16 protein-coding genes are annotated in these 18190 nt (G+C 54.0%); 10 read left to right on the top strand and 6 right to left on the bottom strand.

The features are described from left to right. Positions 1-9: 9 nt before the first annotated feature. Positions 10-870 carry an NAD(P)-dependent oxidoreductase gene (locus tag ACO0LO_RS24130; RefSeq protein ID WP_422968184.1) on the bottom strand — a complete coding sequence of 287 codons (861 nt, stop codon included), beginning with the start codon at positions 868-870 and terminating at the stop codon, positions 10-12. A gap of 367 nt (positions 871-1237) precedes the next feature. Here ACO0LO_RS24130 and ACO0LO_RS24135 point away from each other — a divergent pair, with 367 nt between their 5' ends. Both ACO0LO_RS24135 and ACO0LO_RS24140 read left to right on the top strand, forming a co-directional pair. Beyond that, the gene (locus ACO0LO_RS24135; RefSeq protein ID WP_422968186.1) at positions 1238-2191 is read left to right on the top strand and encodes a GlxA family transcriptional regulator; all 954 of its coding nucleotides are present in this window, start codon (positions 1238-1240) and stop codon (positions 2189-2191) included. A gap of 109 nt (positions 2192-2300) precedes the next feature. Continuing rightward, positions 2301-2468, top strand: coding sequence for an XdhC family protein (locus ACO0LO_RS24140; RefSeq protein ID WP_422968188.1), 168 nt, complete (start codon positions 2301-2303; stop codon positions 2466-2468). Between the two features lie 95 nt (positions 2469-2563). On the opposite strand, the gene ACO0LO_RS24145 is transcribed toward ACO0LO_RS24140, so the two are convergent. From ACO0LO_RS24145 to ACO0LO_RS24160, 4 genes are all read right to left on the bottom strand, one after another. After that, complete coding sequence (locus ACO0LO_RS24145) at positions 2564-3934, bottom strand: dicarboxylate/amino acid:cation symporter (protein ID WP_422968190.1); 1371 nt, start codon at positions 3932-3934, stop codon at positions 2564-2566. A gap of 52 nt (positions 3935-3986) precedes the next feature. Then, the gene (locus ACO0LO_RS24150; protein ID WP_422968192.1) at positions 3987-4385 is read right to left on the bottom strand and encodes a tautomerase family protein; all 399 of its coding nucleotides are present in this window, start codon (positions 4383-4385) and stop codon (positions 3987-3989) included. A gap of 135 nt (positions 4386-4520) precedes the next feature. Beyond that, the gene (locus ACO0LO_RS24155; protein WP_422968193.1) at positions 4521-4727 is read right to left on the bottom strand and encodes a hypothetical protein; all 207 of its coding nucleotides are present in this window, start codon (positions 4725-4727) and stop codon (positions 4521-4523) included. A 392-nt stretch (positions 4728-5119) separates the two neighbouring features. Continuing rightward, positions 5120-6061, bottom strand: coding sequence for a GlxA family transcriptional regulator (locus ACO0LO_RS24160; RefSeq protein WP_422968195.1), 942 nt, complete (start codon positions 6059-6061; stop codon positions 5120-5122). Between the two features lie 276 nt (positions 6062-6337). Between ACO0LO_RS24160 and ACO0LO_RS24165 the strand changes: the two genes are divergently transcribed. Both ACO0LO_RS24165 and ACO0LO_RS24170 read left to right on the top strand, forming a co-directional pair. Continuing rightward, positions 6338-7090, top strand: a complete 753-nt coding sequence (locus ACO0LO_RS24165; protein WP_422968197.1) for an SDR family NAD(P)-dependent oxidoreductase — start codon at positions 6338-6340, stop codon at positions 7088-7090. Between the two features lie 92 nt (positions 7091-7182). Further along, entirely contained in the window at positions 7183-7554 is a 372-nt protein-coding gene (locus ACO0LO_RS24170; protein WP_422968199.1) for a nuclear transport factor 2 family protein, read from the top strand. Between the two features lie 596 nt (positions 7555-8150). On the opposite strand, the gene ACO0LO_RS24175 is transcribed toward ACO0LO_RS24170, so the two are convergent. Further along, positions 8151-9071 (bottom strand): LysR family transcriptional regulator, encoded by a 921-nt coding sequence (locus ACO0LO_RS24175; protein ID WP_422968201.1) that lies wholly within the window; start codon positions 9069-9071, stop codon positions 8151-8153. A 268-nt stretch (positions 9072-9339) separates the two neighbouring features. Between ACO0LO_RS24175 and ACO0LO_RS24180 the strand changes: the two genes are divergently transcribed. From ACO0LO_RS24180 to ACO0LO_RS24205, 6 genes are all read left to right on the top strand, one after another. Further along, positions 9340-12111 carry a bifunctional diguanylate cyclase/phosphodiesterase gene (locus ACO0LO_RS24180; RefSeq protein WP_422968203.1) on the top strand — a complete coding sequence of 924 codons (2772 nt, stop codon included), beginning with the start codon at positions 9340-9342 and terminating at the stop codon, positions 12109-12111. Between the two features lie 91 nt (positions 12112-12202). Beyond that, a complete protein-coding gene (locus tag ACO0LO_RS24185; protein WP_422968205.1) occupies positions 12203-13807 on the top strand; it encodes a methyl-accepting chemotaxis protein in 1605 nt (534 codons plus the stop codon). Positions 13808-14496: 689 nt separating this feature from the next. Then, positions 14497-15243 (top strand): SDR family oxidoreductase, encoded by a 747-nt coding sequence (locus ACO0LO_RS24190; protein WP_422968207.1) that lies wholly within the window; start codon positions 14497-14499, stop codon positions 15241-15243. Positions 15244-15359: 116 nt separating this feature from the next. Next, positions 15360-16280, top strand: coding sequence for a LysR family transcriptional regulator (locus ACO0LO_RS24195; RefSeq protein ID WP_422968209.1), 921 nt, complete (start codon positions 15360-15362; stop codon positions 16278-16280). Positions 16281-16807: 527 nt separating this feature from the next. Further along, positions 16808-17416: a GlcG/HbpS family heme-binding protein gene (locus ACO0LO_RS24200; protein ID WP_422968211.1), complete on the top strand. Its 609-nt coding sequence runs from the start codon at positions 16808-16810 to the stop codon at positions 17414-17416. 111 nt (positions 17417-17527) lie between these two features. Then, entirely contained in the window at positions 17528-17983 is a 456-nt protein-coding gene (locus ACO0LO_RS24205) for a DUF4437 domain-containing protein (protein ID WP_422968213.1), read from the top strand. The last annotated feature ends 207 nt before the right edge of the window (positions 17984-18190 follow it).

The following is an 18190-nucleotide window of genomic DNA, read 5'->3' on the forward strand; positions in this document are numbered from 1 at the left end:
TTCGCCTTCCTATGTAAAGAGCTTAACAACGCCGGTCATATTATCCCCGCCATACCCCTGCTCGATTGCCGCGCGAAATACCTCGCGTGCGGCAGTGATAGTCGGAGCCGCCGCTTCCGACTTTGCGATCTGTAGCGTATAACCCAAGTCTTTTTCCATCAGTTTGATAGGAAACTGCGGTTCAAAGTTCCTTGACAGCATCAACCCTGAAACGCGACCAGCTGCAGCGCTCCAGGCGGGTGTTGTCGCAAGGGCTGCGAGCACGCGGTCAACATCGGCCTCAGAGTGCTTTAGCATGCCGATCAACTCTGCGACTACAGTTACTTGAATTCCCAGCAAAGTATTGGTGGCTAATTTCGCAAAAGCACCGGATCCAAGCGGACCAATGTGATGGATTGAAGTGCCCAACGCCGTGAGCACTTCCTGGGAACGCTGGAGTATGCCGGCATCGCCACCTACAAAATAAATCAATTGTGCAGCCTGGGCCTGTGGAGTGCTTCCGATAACCGGCGCTTCGAGCAAAGACAGGCCGCGCGCGGCAGCCGATGCGCCCAATTCACGTATCCATTCGACGCTCAAGGTTGAACTTTCTATGGCGATGGAGTGTGCCGGCATGCCGACTAAAGCACCATTTTCTGGATCAAGCCAGACCTGTCTGGAGGCTTCATCATCGCGTAAGACCGCCAGCACAAAATCAGCATTCCTCGCTGCTTCCTTGGGCGTTGTTGCAGGCTTTGCACCGGCGTTAATAAGGGGAGTCATTGCCTCTGTGCTACGGTTCCACACCGTGATGTCATGCCCGGCCTTTATGAGGTTGATCGCCATCCTCGCTCCCATCGCGCCCAAGCCCAGTATCGATATCTTCGCCATAATGTTCTTTATACCCCGAGAAAAAATTCAAACCATTCTGGCTTGTTCATCGGCATCAATCAAGGTCATAGACGACTTGATTTAGGCCATACAGTCCCTCTTTATTGCGTGACTGCAAAATCAAGATACCAGTGGTAACTCGACTCACACGAAGCAGTTCCATGCCCCAATGGCCTGTTTCATGACATCTACGTCATTGAGGATAAGTTCAAGTTTCGTCAAAATTTAGGCCAATACTGAAACGGCACGACTTAGCTTTAATGCGCTTTCTCGGTAAAGCCAAAAATTTTTCTCACTCACACATATCAGCTCCCGGCGACGTCGATGTTACGTCGATTTATGCGTTACCAATCACTCATTGAATGCCATGCGTATCATCAAGCTCATCGTTTATCCAGATTTCCAAGCGCTCGCACTCGCTGTAGCTGCCGTCTTCGAATACGCCAACCTTCTTCAGGACGAACCGGTCTATGATTTCAGCCTTGCGTCCGAGACGGGCGGCGCTGTCATGTCCTCGCAAGGTTTCGCAGTCAGCACCGAACGCTTGCAGAAGTTGGCATGCGACACGCTGATTGTGGCAGGGGACAATGAGTGCCGTTTGCCCCCGCAAAGTTTGATCGACTATCTACGCAGTGCTCCGGCATGGGCCTATCGCATAGCGTCTGTCTGCACAGGTGCGTTTGTCCTTGCTGCAGCTGGCCTGCTTGACGGCAAGCGTGCAACGACGCATTGGTACCATGTCCTCAGCTTCAAAAAACAATATCCCGAAGTACTGCTTGAAGAGGATAGAATTTTTGTTGTGGATGGGGCTATCTGGACTTCCGCTGGCATGACAGCGGGAGTCGACCTTGCTTTAGCAATTGTCGAAAAAGATCTCGGACTGGAGGCAGCGCGCGCGGTAGCGCGAAAATTGGTTTTGTATCAACGCCGTGGAGGGGGGCAGTCGCAATTTTCCGCGTTACTGGAAATGGACGCAAAGTCTGACAGAGTACAAATGGCGCTGTCCTATGCCCGAGAGCATCTGAACGAAGATCTGTCAGTGGATGCGCTTGCGAGTGTTGCCCGGCTCAGCTCCCGCCAGTTCAGCCGCTTGTTTCACGAGGAAACAGGCCAATCACCCGGCAAGGCGGTGGAACGCCTTCGAGTCGAGGCTGCCCGGCTGATGATGGAGACGGGCAAGCATCCCATTGAAGTCATTGCACGCGAAACGGGATTCGGTGATCGTGAACGCATGCGACAGGCGTTTCTGCGCTCATTCGGCCAGCCACCGCGGGAAATACAGCGTGTGTCTGCTCGCACGCCTTTCGCACCGACTATGTAACGCAGAACGCATTCTCAGTGAGCAGAAGCGTCAGGTATCACAGCGGTCAACAAGTTCCGTAAATTATCTGCCTTGGGGCCGGAGCGGGTTCTCGCTTTGCGTTCGTCATGTGGCGCGCACTGAGGATTCCGCACCTCTCCAAGCCGGATCATTGATGACGATGAGTGACGACTGTCGGGTACAGGATTCTGTAGCTGGCGGCAGCATTGAAGAGGATCTGATCAGGCTTGTGAGGGATGGCGGGTTCGAATCGAGCCTCCATTTTATCAAGCGGTGAAGCGAGTAAAGATGCCTTCCCCAGCGAGCGTTCATCTACCTAATAGAGAAATAGCCCATGCCTAAACAGAGCATGGGCCGACACCTGCGCTTAAACTAGCGGTGGTATCGTGCAACTGGTGCGGCTTCGGGAAGCAAGCCGGCTTCCCCTGCCTGCAATACGTCATCAGCAACTTCTGTGAAATCTCCGTCCAGAACCTTGCTCATTCTCTCACGGTCCAATGCACCATCCCAATTTGAGACCACCACCGTGGCGACTGCATTGCCGATGACATTGGTGATCGAGCGTGCTTCAGCCATAAATCGATCGATGCCTACCAGTAAGACCAGGCCTTCAACCGGGATTTTGCCATTCATTGAAGCCAAGGTTGCGGCGAGGGTCACAAAACTGGCACCCACTACCGAAGCTGCTCCTTTAGAGGTCAGCAAGAGGATACCCAGAATTCCCAATTGTTCACCTAGTGTCAAATCGACGTCGGTGGCTTGCGCGATAAAGATAGCCGCCATGGTCAGATAGATCGAGGTTCCATCCAGGTTAAATGAATAACCGGTAGGAATGACTAAACCTACTACCGATTTTTGGCATCCCAGCTTTTCCAGTTTTACCATCAAGCGAGGCAATACCGATTCGCTCGTTGAAGTGCCCAGCACAATGAAAATCTCTTCTCTTATATAGTTGAGAAATTTAAATATGTTGAAACCATTCAGCTTTGCGATGAGACCCAAGACGCCAAAAATGAACAACACACAGGTCGCATACATGCAAACCATTAAAAAGCTGAGTTGTTTTAGCGAGCCGATACCATATTTGCCAATCGTAAAAGCGATTGCACCAAATGCGCCGATTGGGGCAAGCTTCATGATGATGCCAATGACCCCAAACAGACCGTTAGAGATCATGTCGAGTCCATCAATCAGCGGTTTTACCTTATCACCGAAAAACGTTAGCGACATGCCAAACATGATGGCAAAAAGTAGAACCTGAAGAGTTTCGCCCTTCGCAAATGCATCTACCACGGTCGTGGGAATGATATTCATCAAAAAATCGACCGTCGATGCATGCTGTGCGGATGACGTGTACGTAGAAATTGAATGGACATCCAATGTCTTGACATCGACATGCATGCCACTGCCTGGCTGGAAGACATTCACGATAATCAGGCCGATCACCATCGCGATGGTTGAAACGAGTTCAAAATATAAAATGGATTTTAAACCTACTCGCCCCACCTCTTTCAGGTCTCCCATCTTGGCAATACCAACGACCACTGTAACAAAGATGATGGGGGATATCATCATTTTGATGAACTTGATGAAACTATCGCCCAGGGGTTTCATTTGCACGCCAATCTCTGGTGCCAGAAATCCAACGGTAATACCGATAGCGATGCCCATCAGTACCTGGAAATAGAGTTTTGTATAAAAAGGGATTTGTTTCACAGCGCTTTCTCCGAATATAGTTGGCATTCCGCAGCCACTACGCTGGTGGCCGCTTCGTTTGGCTGGGTAAGATACTTATTCAGGAAGCACTCGCTTCATCCGCGGACCACTCCGGGCTGAAGCCGCCTAAGGTGGGGTGATACATTTCATCACCCGAATGTTGGGTAAATTCAACATTCAAACGATCCCATTGAATACCGAGAATGTCGGTAATGATCTGGCAAAGTGCCTTTGCTACTTCCATTCGAAGTTCCGGGGTTCGGCCGCGCCGGATGTCGCACATCAACACCGCGACGGGAACGGGATCTTCATCGACAATCCGCCATACCCCGCCTTCGCCTACTTCGCGGATAGCGATGCTGATGCGGCGGATGTCTACCGACATCATCTCTGCGTAAGTCACGCACAGTTGCTTGGCCAGGCGTTGCTTTTGCTCTGGCGGATAGTGGTCGTTGACGTCTAATTGTAGATATGGCATGAAATGCTCCTGTAAGTTTGAGTGCCAGTAACGCCTGGCTTCATGATGTTCCGTCTTGTCTCATCCAGGCGGCTCATCATGCCGAAGCTACCCGCTGCCATGACGATATAGAGTTCCTGAATGGATATACCGCCATCAATGCGAGGTGCTAAAGGAGATCTTTAGCAGCTGCTTCTCCTGTCCTGGATTTTCTTGAACCATGTGTGATAAAAGAAAATCCATGGTCGAATTTTGGAGGGATTCGCGCGCAACCTCAATGACGTAGATGCCATGAAATCGGCCATCGCCTATGAATACAATGATGGATTCGTAAACACCGCTATTAAAGATGTTGCTGGGCATTTCAGAGGGAGCTCCTTCGCAGGGCGATAGCTGCCGCGTGGTTATTGCACAGATCGAGACAGATCTGCGCAAGCAGCGTCGCCGCTTCCGATGGCACTCAAATAGCTGTGCCACCGATATTTGAACTGGAGACTGGATTGAGCGGGCATCCTGTCGCAGCGTACTTGGTGTGGACGGTACTTGGGGAGAGTCCCCTGGAGAGGAGTCTGGTTACGAAGATGCCGGCGTTGAATTGTGCCTGGCAAGGGCTGGCGCCCCGCTCATCAGGCACTCGGCTTTATAGGCATGGACCTCTCCAAACATGGTTGCGCTTTACTTCGAGCACATTGATCAAGCAGCCTTTGTACCTTGCGATCAGCGAACTTGCTCCTCGGAACCTGCTTGGCTTCTCTCTAGGCTTGTACACGCGCATTTCTACGAATAGTTTGGGGCGGCTGGCCGAAGCCACGCAGGAAGGCCTCCCGCATACGACGCCGATCCAAAAATCCTGTCTCCTGCGCAATTTCGTCAACCGAATGACGTGTCTGTTCCATGAGCAGCTTCGCCGCTTCGAGCCGGAGATTTTCAACTGCCTTGGCAGGTGATTGCCCTGTTTCAACCCGGAAGGTACGGCTGAACTGTCGTGGACTCAGATTCGCAACTTCCGCCAGTTGCTCCACCGACAATGTTGTGTGAAGATTTTCCTTTGCATACGCCAAGGTCTTTTGAATGCGGTCCGATTTAGGGGACAGTTCGAGCAACGCAGAATGTTGCGACTGTCCGCCGGCTCGGCGATGATAGACCACAAGCTGCTGAGCAATGGAACGAGCAATTGCTTCTCCCAGATCTTTCTCCGCCATGGCAAGGGCAAGGTCGATACCCGCGGTCATGCCCGCCGAAGTCCAGATATTCCCGTCGATCAAAAAGATTCGGTCTTCTTCCATTCTTACGCCAGGAAACCGAGCCTGAAACCCTCTGGCTTGAGCCCAATGGGTAGTCGCGCGCTTTCCATCGAGAACCCCCGCCTCGCCAAGAACGAAAGTGCCGGTGCAGATCGATGCCAGCCGGCGCGACTTCTTCGATGCCTTTGTTATGAAGGAGAGCACACCACTCGGCGCGCTCTCCAGTATCGACACGCCACCCCCAACGATTACCGTGTCAAATGGTATTCGCCCAAAAGGCTTGGAGTCCACGACCATCCCGGTGGAGGAGCGCACCAGGCCGCCATGCTCTGAAATAAAGTGCATCTCATAAAACGGTTGCTCCAACATCATGTTCGCGCTTTCGAACACAGAAAGGGCCGCAAAGCTCATGGATTGAAACCCATCAAAGACGACAAACCCTATTCTATGCATGACGATTTCCTTGTCTTGAAAAAGTGTCTCGAAAAAGTATTATAAACGTCATTTAAGCCATTCGCTTATTCAACTACAGTGGTATCTATCCGCTGCAACCAATCCTGCGTGAAACATTGCTGAATGTGGAGCAGTGACGGTTGTACGACGAGCGGGAATCCTGTGACAACAGGCTGCCCGCAGCGCGTTGTTGCGGGCTGTGCACACGGGATGGCTGCCGGGCATGTCAGCCTGCATCCATCTCTCTATCTGAAACAATATTTTTGGGAGTACATCATGTCTCAACTCGAAGGAAAGATTGCCGTCATCACCGGTGGAAGCTCCGGTATCGGCTTAGCCACTGCACAAACATTTATTGAACAAGGCGCTGCCCGCGTGTATATCACCGGGCGTCGCAAAGCCGAGCTGGACGCAGCTATCGCATCCCTGGGCGATCGGGTTGTTGCAGTAGTGGGCGATGTCACCAGTCAGAAGGACCTGGATGACTTGTTCGCCCGCATTAAAACCGAGGTCGGGCACATCGACATCGTGTTTGCCAATGCCGGTTTTGCCAAACCTTCTCCGCTGGGTAGCCTGAACGATGAGCATATAGACGAACTCTTCAACACCAACGTCAAGGGGGTGATCTGGACAACGCAAAAAGCGCTGCCTCTGATGAGGGCAGGCGGTTCCATCATTTTGAGCGCCTCCATCGTGGCAAGCAAGGGTTTTGCCGGCTGGAGCATCTATAGCGCGACCAAAGCCGCCATCCGTTCTTTCGCCCGTACATGGGCGATGGATCTGAAGGAGCGCAACATCAGGGTCAATGCGGTGAGCCCGGGCGTCATCAATACGCCTGGCCATGGAGTATCTGGCGCCAGCAAGGAACAGGTCGAAGGGTTCTTCGGCTTTGCCGCCAGCATTACGCCGATGGGGCGCACAGGCCTCGACGGAGAGGTGGCGAAGGTCGTTGCATTCCTGGCCTCGGACGACAACAGTTTCATGACGGGCAGCGAGATTTTCGTCGACGGTGGAATCGCTCAAATTTAAACCAGGTCAGGTTCACTTGCAGGTCTCTCATTCGAAGATGAATACAGAGATGTTGAGAATGAAGACCTGCTTCAAATATGGAGTTTGCTGTTATGAATACCGCCCGTGAATTGATCACTGAATTTCTTGATTGCCTTCAAAATCTGGACACGTCGTTGGATCGTTGCGTTAACCTCTTTGCAGAAGAGGGAACTTTTGAATTGCCGTATTTCCCAACCTTGGGACTCAACTGGCAATTCAAAGGCCATGATTCAATTCGCGCTGTACTTGGATTGATCTCCAAGAGTTTTTCTTCTTTTACCATCTCCAATATCGATATTCACGAATTGGAAAACGGTAAAGGCTTGTTCATCGAATACCGTTCAGAGTGCTTCGTCAGAGAAACAGGTAAGAAATACACTCAAGACTACGTTAGCCGTCTCGACGTAGAAAAAGGAAGATCACGCTCTTTCGCGAATATCTGAATATTGTTCACACTGCGAGAGCGCTTTTGCCGAACGGCTTGCTTGATGTCCCTGCTGTTGAAATGCCGAACTGAGTTGACGAATCAATCTTGATGTGGTTCTTGTTGGCAAGAGTCCAGTTGCTTTGTTTGTTGAGGCTATCTTAGTGCGGGCTGCGTATGACATCAATGCCGCATACGCCATGATTTCGGCCATAGGTGTGTACGCTGTGGATATGACTAATGGCGAATGGGGAGTGATTGATCGATTGCGTAGGATGGTGCTCAGTCAGCATTTCGGCGTTTTAAATTTCGCTGTCTGAATAGGCGGTTTTTGGACGAATTTCAGAAAATCAATTTGCTGGAGTGAGGACCGATAAGCTAGCGTAACGTAATACGATAAGCGAGTAACTGCAAAGCTATTGCGGGCCTTTTACCTATTGGATTTCAGCTTTCTTATCAGCGCGTATTCGGCACAGCTCGGCACAGCTCGGCACAGCTTCCATCAAGTATATTTTTTTGGCCTCGACGCAGGCGAATGTTGCCTTAGCTCGCCCGCCAGCTTGCGTCGGCCGCTGAATGGATGTGTCGCGTGGCCTGCGCTCAATTGATCTGCACTCAGGACTTAAGCTGAAACCCCACCTGCTTGAACATCCTGCACTCCGCCGCCAGCGCCAGCAAATTCGGATCGCGTTCGCGATTTTTGGAAAGCAGTAGCGTAACCCGCTGGAAGCTGGTGTAGCCGGGGGCGAGTTCGATCAGGCTTACGCGAGGGTTGAACTCTGCGACTCGTCCTGGTAGCAGGCTGTAGCCAAGGCCGCCGCTGACCAGGTTGATCAGGGAAAAAATGTCTGCAACGGACAGTGCGATATCAGGCTGGTAGCCGGCCTGGTGGAACGCATGGTCAAAACTCTCAGCGGTGACGAAACCATCGGCCAGACGCACGAATTTCTCCTCGTGCAGCTCCCTCAGATCAATGCGGCTCGCTCCCTCGTAGCGCGAGTGGGCAGGGGCGGCAAGGTATAGCTGGTCGTCAAATAACGGAACAGACAACCAGTGAGTGGATTCATAAGCGTCGTTGATGCCGACGACGATGGCGTCCAGCCGGCCGTCTTCCAACCCCTGAAACAGTTCGCGGTTCGAACCCATGGTCAGATCGACATGCAGGTCTGGCTTACGGCTTTTCAGGCCGACCATCAGGCGGGGTATGCAGCGTAGTGTCAGCGAATAGAGCGAGCCTATTTTCAGGTTATTTGCTTCAACGCCGGATTCCTCGCGGGCGACACGCACACCCTTGCCCACCTCCGCCAGCGCACGTTGCGCATAGTCCGCAAAGGAATAGGCTGCCGGCAAAGGGACAAGATTGCGGCCGACCCGTTTGAAGAGCTGGCAGCGCAAGCCTTCTTCCAGCGAATGCAAGGCACGGTGCACGCTGACGGCGCTTTGCCCCAGCATCTCGGATGCGCGCGCGAGATTGTTGACCTCCATGAAGGCGATCAGAACCTCCAACTTTTTAAGAGTAATTAAATCGTCGATCATTATGATGTCTACAACCTCTGGTGGGCGGTAACAAACATCATAAACCTAATCATTAGCCTGAGAGTAAACAATCGCCGACAAGCTCAATTGTTTGGGAAATGGGTAGGCACTACCATGCTTCAAAGACTGCGCTGCCTTCGGCTCTCTGCTGCCGTGCATGCCTGTCCTGGCCACAAAGACACGTCAAGCCAATATATTGCCCATCTGCAATGATGAACTCTGCATCAGATGCTTGCGATGTCACGCAGCCGCCAATGGAGGAGGGGTCATGATCGCTTTCAACAAAAAGGCATTTGCTGTTCGTGCTCCGGCATTGGAGTGGCTTGCGCTTGGCTCGGTGCTATTGGTGGGGGTGCTGATTTCCACCTACTTCATCTGGGATGAACGCGCGCTGTCGACGACGGCCGATGTGGAGCGCATGCGCATGCAGGCGCTGGTTATTTCTGAAAGCATCAATCGCCAGCTGGATGGCGCGCGCAATGCCCTTGTCAGCACGCGCGCGGCCATGCTCCCGGCCAGTGACTGCCGGGCCAATTGCCGCGAGCTGCTGCTGCAGTCGCTGAAAAGCGCCATGCCCGGAGTGCGTGCACTGATGGTGGTGGACCGCAATGGCAATATCGTCATCTCCAACGACGATATCGGGGATAGCCAGCTGGACGACCGCGATTACAAACGCAAGATAGAAACTATGCGTAGTCCCGATACGCTCTATTTGTCAGACCCGTATGAGAATACCCGCGGCGTATTCAACATCAAGCTGTCGATGGCGATCCTGAATGCCGATGGCAGCAGCAACGGCGCCGTCTGTGCGATCCTCAATCCCGAATATTTTAATGCGGTAATGCGTTCCGCGCTGTATGCGCGGGATATGAACAGCGCCATCACGGAAAGCAGCGGCCGGCATATTCTCTTTGTGCCGGCAGATCCGGCTGAGATGCGGCATCCCGGCCCGGTTTCGGATATGCTGTTCACGCGTCATCAGCGCAGCCATCTGGCTGAAACCGTACTGCGCGGCGCCGCAGGCGGCGAGCAGCGGCTGGTAGTACAACGCACGATGCCTGAAAATGGTCTTGGGCTGGATCGGAGCCTGGTCGTTAGCCTCAGCCGTAGCCAGGCTGCAGTCAACCGCGGCTGGCTTGGTCTCTTATTGGCTGTCGGCATTGCCTGGCTGGTATTTGGCTTTACCACCGGTGGCGTGCTGGCGTTTGTCCAGCGCCGCCGGCGCTTGATGGAAGCCCTCGCCCAAGCGAACGCAGACGAGCAGTCGGCCGCCGCTCAAAAGGTGGAACTGGCGCTCAGCGGCGCCAACCTGGGGCTGTGGGACTGGAACATCACCACCGACATGCGTATCGTGGATGAGCGGGCCGCGGCCATGCTTGGTTATACGCCGCAGGAGCTCAATACCGGGTCTATCCATTGGCGCCAACTGACGCATGCGGATGATCTACCCGGTCTGGATGCCACCATTGCCGCACACCTGGAAAACAATGCTGTTCCTTTTGAAGCAGAACATCGCATGCGGCATCGGGCCGGGCACTGGGTCTGGCTGCAGAGCCGTGGCAAGATCGTCGAGCGAGGCGAAGATGGAAAGGCCCTGCGCATGCTGGGCACGCGCATGGACATCAGCGCCCGAAAACAGGCCGAGGCCGAAATCGCCCACCTGGCCTTTTACGATGGCTTGACGAATCTTCCCAACCGCCGCCTGCTGCTGGACCGTTTGCATCACGCAATCTCCCGTATGGAGCGCAGCAATAGCTACAGCGCTGTATTGTTTGTGGATCTGGACAACTTCAAGTCGCTCAATGACACCATGGGCCATGATGTGGGTGACAGGCTGCTGCAGATGGTGGCGTTCCGCCTGCAGGACGTTACCCGCGATACAGATACGGTGGCCCGGCTGGGTGGCGATGAATTCGTCATTCTTCTGGAAGACCTCGGTAATGACCGGGCGCATGCAACCAGCAACTCGGCAAACATCGCCAATAAAATAGTAGAAACGCTGAGTGATGCCTATCTGCTGGAGGGCCATGATCTGCGCAGTACGCCAAGCATAGGCGTCGTCGTGTTCGGTGCAGAGCATCACACGGTCAATGATCTGCTGCGCCAGGCCGATATGGCGATGTACGAAGCCAAGGCCGCCGGGCGTGCCACGTTCCGTTTCTTTGACCCCCGAATGCAGGTGGAGCTGGATTCCTCGGCATCCCTGGAATCCGACTTGCGCATGGCAATCCAACGGCAGGAGTTGCAGTTGCACTACCAACCGGTGGTGGATACCAATGCCTGCGTAGCAGGGGTAGAAGCATTGCTGCGCTGGAAGCATCCGTCGAGGGGAATGATCGGCCCTGGTGAATTTATCCCGCAGGCAGAAAAATCAGGCCTGATTGTTGAGCTGGGCGCCTGGGTTCTGGAAACCGCTTGCCTACAACTGGTGCACTGGGCCGCTTCAGAAAAGACCCGTCACTTGACGATGGCCGTCAATGTCAGCGCACGCCAGTTTCGCCAGCCGGCATTTGTCGAAAAGGTATTGTCCATACTGGAGCGGACAGGCGCCGACCCCTACCTGCTCAAACTAGAGCTTACCGAGAGCATGCTGCTCACGGATATGGACGATGTGATCGTCAAGATGACTACGCTGAAACAGCATGGCGTCAGCTTCGCGCTGGATGATTTTGGCACCGGCTATTCCTCTTTGAGCTACCTGCAATTGCTGCCCATTGCGCAGCTGAAAATTGACCGGTCTTTCGTGCAGGACATGCTGCATACCCGCCATGCATCGAGCATCGTACGCGCCATTGTCACGCTCGCCCACAGCATGGACCTGAACGTTGTCGCGGAAGGCGTGGAAAACCACGAGCAATGGTCAGCACTTGCCGACATAGGGTGTAAAGCTTTCCAGGGATATTTTTTCGGCCGCCCGGTGCCGGTGCAGGATCTGCGGCTGAAAGCGCCTGCTGAATCTCCCGCCATGGTTGCCGCGAATTGTTGTGAGCCGCCATTGAGCCTTGTTGAGCACGATCAGACGTGTATCAACAATTTGTAGCGTGCTGTATCGAGCAGCAAACACTGAGTGGCTTTTTTTTGTTCCACGGAACCTCCACCGCACCATTGACCTTTGTTGAAGTGAGAAACCTATGTTTAAACATATCACCATACGCATGCGCCTGATCGCGACTATTTCCCTGATGGGTGCGCTGCTACTTGCCGTCGGCGGTGTCGGCATGTTCGGCATCCATACGGTAAATCGCGGGCTGAAGAGCGTGTATTCCAACCAGCTGGCGTCCGCGATTGCGCTAGGTAACTACAAGAACTTCCTCGGACGGGCGCGATTCACCATCGACCGTGGCGTATTCCATCCCGAATCGCCTGAACTGTCGGCCACGCTGGACCGGGCGGAGGGTTTCCTCGCTGATTCGGACAAGGCGTGGAAGAGCTACCAGGTGCTGCCGATGGGGCCTGGTGAAAAAGCGCTGGCCGATGATCTGGACGTCAAGCGCGACAGCTATATCAGCGATCTACGGACGACCATGGCGGAATTGAAGGCGCAGCACCTGGAGAGGGTGGACGACATCGTGATGACAAAGCTGGCCAAGCAGTTTGCGGCATTCGACACTGCATCCGTCAAGCTGGAAAATTATCAGATGGCATCGGCCGAAGACGAATATCTCGCCAACCAGTCTTTTTTCTCCGGCTACGTCAAAGGCATGCTGATCGCGCTGACCATTGGTGCGATATTGGCCGTAACCTCCAGCCTGAGCCTGTTGCGCGCAATCCTGAACCCGCTGTCTGCAGCGCTGGGTCACTTTGATGAAATTGCAGCCGGCAATCTGGCCAACCGCATTGCGGCCGGGCGCGACGATGAAATGGGCCGCGTGATGCAAGGCCTGATCCGCATGCAAGAGCAAATGGCAGCCACCGTCCGTAGCATCCGCAGCGGCAGCAGCTCCATTGCTGCCGCCAGCGTGGAAATTTCCAGCGGTAATCTGGACCTTTCGCGCCGCACCGAAAGCCAGGCCGCGGCATTGGAAGAAACTGCATCGTCGCTGGAGGAGCTGACATCCACGGTGCGCCAGAATGCCGATAACGCCCGCCTGGCCAATCAGCTGGCAATCGCCGCGTCCGACGTCGCAGCGAAAGGCGGTGAGCTGGTGTCCGAAGTGGTCGGCACCATGGATGGCATCAATGCGTCTTCGCACAAAATTGCCGACATCATCGGCGTCATCGATGGCATTGCCTTCCAGACCAACATCCTGGCGCTGAACGCCGCAGTGGAAGCCGCCCGCGCCGGCGAACAAGGCCGGGGCTTTGCCGTGGTTGCCACGGAAGTACGCAGCCTGGCCCAACGCGCGGCGGCGGCCGCGAAGGAAATCAAGGAACTGATCAGCGCTTCGGTAGAGCAGGTCGATGCCGGCACGCAATTGGTCAACAATACCGGCACCACCATGCAGGAAATCGTCGGTAGTATCCAGCGCGTCACCACCATCATGGCCGACATCACGATCGCCGGCGAAGAACAAAGCCAGGGCATCCACCAGGTTAACCAGGCCATCGTGCAGATGGATGACGTCACCCAGCAGAACGCCGCGCTCGTGGAGGAAGCCGCCGCTGCCACCGGTGCCTTGCAGGAGCAGGCGGCCTCGCTGGAAAAAATGGTCAGCGTCTTCAGGGTGGATAGCCCGGCCGGCGCCCCTTCACGGCAAGTTAATGCGCGGCCGGTACTGGCATTGTTGCCGACGTAGGTGCCGGCGCAAGGCCAGAGGGGAAGGTGGGCCTTGTACCCACCGCTGAAAACGGTCAAAGTTTGATGAACCGAGGTCAGAGGCCAAGCAATGCAATAGACGTGTGGCCCGACAATGAAAGCACTTGCATTGAAGCTGTTTTTTCTAGCCTAAGTGTCTGATTTTACGTCGGAATACTTCTCCAAAATAAGGTGTTCGGATGGGGCTGGCCTCTTGTTCGTACATCCTTTACCTAGACTGCACGTTGTTTGGTAATAATTCCACTTTTTCCAGCGTCCCTGCTGGCCTACAGCCCGATTTCCTCCTCCCGTCGCTCCGCGACCCAGTCCATCCGGAGCATCAAATACTTCTTGGCGAATGCCTGATTTCTCTCGTCTTCCGTCGCATCGTCCGCTGGCGCGACCACGACCCCTTGTAGTGAATCAGTTTGATAGGGGCAATTTGCGAGCAAAGAAACATTCACAGATGGACCTGACGACTGTACCAGGTCGCTATCGGCCTCGATCCCAGCGGCTTTGACTATTTCGTCATATTTTGACTAGATATTAATCAAATTTAATGGATTCCCTCCGAAAGTGGCGAGATCTATTATTCGTTCCAAGCAAGGCATTCAACACAACAAGTTGACGAAGCGACGTAATCGTTAGCTATTGCATTGCGATCCAACTTATCACTTAAAGGACAAAATCATGAAACTCAGCAACAAAGTGGCATTTATTACCGGCGGCACATCAGGCATCGGACTAGAAACTGCAAAGCTGTTCCAAGCGGAAGGCGCCAGTGTCGTGTTGGTTGGCTCGAACGCTGAACGTCTGGCGGAAGCCGGCAAGGCGCTCAATGGCAACGCTCTGCTGATCCAGGCGGACATCCGCAAGGTAGCGGATATTGAACGTGCGGTCGAACAAACCCGTGCGAAGTTCGGCCACATCGACGTCGTCTTTGCCAACGCCGGCGCCAGCACAGTCGCTCCCCTCGCTTCCGTCACTGAGGAGTACATCAGCGACAACCTCGCGTTGAATTTCACGGGCACATTCTTCACAATCCAAAAGACGGCACCTCTGATGAGCCGGGGCGGTAGTGTGATCGTGACAACCTCCTTCCTGAACACCATCGGTTATCCAGGCCTGTCGATTCTGGCAGCCACCAAGGCAGCAACGCGCTCCCTGGTTCGCACTCTGGGTGCGGAATTGGCGCCACTCGGCATCCGTGTTAATGCCATCAGCCCGGGTGCAATTGCAACGCCGTTCTACAGCAAGATAGGTCTGCCTGACAACGTGCTGTCCCAGGTCGCAGCAAGTATTACAGACAAGGTGGCACTGAAGCGTTTCGGTAACCCTGATGAGCTGGCCAAGACAGCCTTGTTCCTGGCAAGCGACGATTCGTCGTACACCACAGGAACCGAAATGGTGGTGGATGGTGGTCTGACGCAGTTCTGATGTGCAGCGACAATCGGTCGCGACAAACCAGGTCCCGTTCTGGCGGACGGGTTCTGGGTTGAATTAGGCAACCTGGGGTTAGAATTGATTCTTCATATTTTTCCTGGGTGTATCGCATGGACCGACTAGAAGCGATGGCGATGTTGGTGTCCTCAGTTGAGGAAGGTAGTTTGTCGGCTGCTGCCAGAAAGTTGAATGTGTCGGCTCCCACGCTCACACGGAACGTTAGTGACCTCGAAACGATGGTGGGCACGAGGCTGCTCATCAGGACAACAAGGAAGCTGGCGTTGACCGATGCTGGCGTTGAATATGTGGCGGCGGCAAAGCGAATCCTTGAAGACGTGGACGAATTGGAGCGGCGTGCTGCCGGGGAATTCACGAACCCACGGGGGGAGCTGGTCGTCACCTCTCCTGTGCAGGTTGCACGCTTGCGAGTATTGCCGGTTATCAATCAGTTTCTCGCACTGTACCCTGAGATCCGAATCCGGCTCGTGCAGTCCGACCGTATTATTGACCTGATCGACGTACATGCCGACGTAGCAATCCGTGTCGGACGTCTGCGTGACAGCAGTTTGGTCGCCACGCGGGTTGGGGCATTACGGGTGGTAACTGTGGCCAGCCCGGCACTACTGGATAAATATGGTTGGCCCGAGACTCCGGAAGACTTGAGTAATTTCCCTTGCGTCGTATTCGATAGCCCCAGTCTCTCGCCGTGGCGTTATCGCAGCCAGGATACGGGGCAAATCTACACCGTTGCTGATGTGCCACGGTTGCTCGTTTCATCACCGGACGCTGCAGTAGATGCTGCCATTGCCGGAACTGGTGTGACCTTCATTCTTGAGCACGATGTGCACGACGCAGTAGTGGCAGGGAAATTGAAATACGTCTTGCAAGAATTCGAAGTTGAACCTATTCCGGTTCATGTAGTTTTTCTCTCCCGCGGAGCGATGCCGGCAAAGCTGCGCCGATTCATTGACTATGCTGTACCGCAACTTCGCGAGTTGCTTGCTGAATTCGGGCGAACTCCTTCTGATTGAACATTCCGAAGCACATCCGCCATAGCGGGTGTACGCCGATCACCAGCGCCATTTATCTTCCTCCCGAATTGCCCCGGCGCAGTTTGATGCCACTCCATTCCTGGCGAACGCAGAGACACCGTTGTAAGCCAACTGAGTACTAGTTCCATTAGGCACTAGTACGTTTTGCGTCGCGTGCATCTACACCATGTGGAATGCAAGGAAATACGATCATGACGTCCGCTTCTTCATTGCGGAGGCTGACCAGTGCTGCGTCTTCTTTGATTCAATTCGGCGTTGCAAGGCTAAGAATGAATAGATTAACTCGCCCCTCGTCGGCCCCGACAATTTAGCCATTTTTTGAGTAAATGATTCTCGCATTTACGTGATTCTGTTTTAAATCGATTCAGAGCATGATTCGTTTCAGGCAAAGCGAGTAACCGGAATATGACGATCAATCCGGTTAGATGATTGGGGGGGTATGCCACTCGTGTTTCGTTTATCGACTCTTTTGCCACTTAAATCAATCAATGTGAGGGAACTGAAATATGAAGATCATGAAAAGAATTGCACGCGGCGCTGGCGGCAGCTTGGGCAACCAATTTGACACTACCAGCCCACAACGGAGCACTGGCATACGGGTCGCATCGTTCACCGTTGTGGCGATACTTATTGGCCTGATCTCTCAGGCTCCGGCTCAAGCACAGGTATCGGTCAGCGGCAAGACGCTTCCGTTGAGTACGGCAATTATTGCAGCTCAGACGGCTGTCGACACATGCAAAGCAAATGGCTATGACGTGACTGCGACGGTTGTCGATGTGTCGGGAACGCCGCAAGTCGTTCTGCGCGGCGACCATGCGGTGATTCACACCAAGGACAGCAGTTTCCGTAAGGCCTATACGGTAGTGACTATGGGGCCGATCTTCCATGTCGATACGACCAGCGGCTATATCGGTGTTCTGTCGAAGTATCCACCCCTGCTGGCTCAATCGCTGGCAAGCACACCCAATGTCACGGCGTTGCCCGGCGGGGTGGCATTCAAGGTGGGCGACGAGACTATTGCTGGGCTCGGCGTAGGTGGTTCGCCTGGTGGCGACAAGGACGAAGTCTGCGCCCAAGCGGGTGTGGCCAAAGTGGCAGAGCTTCTGAAGAAGTAAAGCGGAGCGGTCTGGTGGGTGGGTGTTTCCCCTCATCAATAGCGACGCTGATTAGCAACATGATCTGTGACTGTCACGATCATTCAACATCATTTTTATATCAAAACTATCATGAACATGAAAAAAGTAATCATTGCAATGGGGCTGGCTTTCGGTGTTTCTATCGCCGCAAGCGCAGCAGACAAGAAGCCTGAGCACGAAGGTCCATCAGTGAGCGTCCCCGTCAGCGAAATCAAGTTTGTTGATACTGGCGTGAAGTCGGACGGCAAGGAGCTCAAGGCAGGTCCGGCCTATGGCAATCTGGCAGATGGCCGCCACGGTACTTTCGTTCGCGCGCCGGCCGGCTTCAAGAGCGCACTGCATACGCACACCGAGGACTACTATGCCGTGGTGTTAAAGGGTGTCGGTGCTAACTATCAAGCCGGTGGGAAAGCGGTTCCGCTTCCGGTAGGTTCATACTGGTTTCAACGCGGTGAAGAGTCGCACGTGACGGAGTGCCTCTCGGACACCGACTGCTTGTTCTTCCTCGTGCAGCCGGGAAAATTTGATTATGTGTTGAGCAAATAATCAACGGTGTACGGTTGAGTGCCGGGTGTCTTCACCGACATCTCAAGCGAAATCCCTGTTGGTTTTCACAAAAAACTGAGCCACTTTGTGGACTGAACCCCTTGGGCTGGACCAATCGGGTTTCCAGATTTAAGCCGCTTGCCGAGCGAGTTGTGCTTCGAATTTATTGGGTGATTGATAGCCTAGCGCCGAATGCATTCGCCGTTC

This window comes from Undibacterium sp. TJN25, from assembly GCF_049339885.1.
GTDB lineage: Bacteria > Pseudomonadota > Gammaproteobacteria > Burkholderiales > Burkholderiaceae_D > Undibacterium.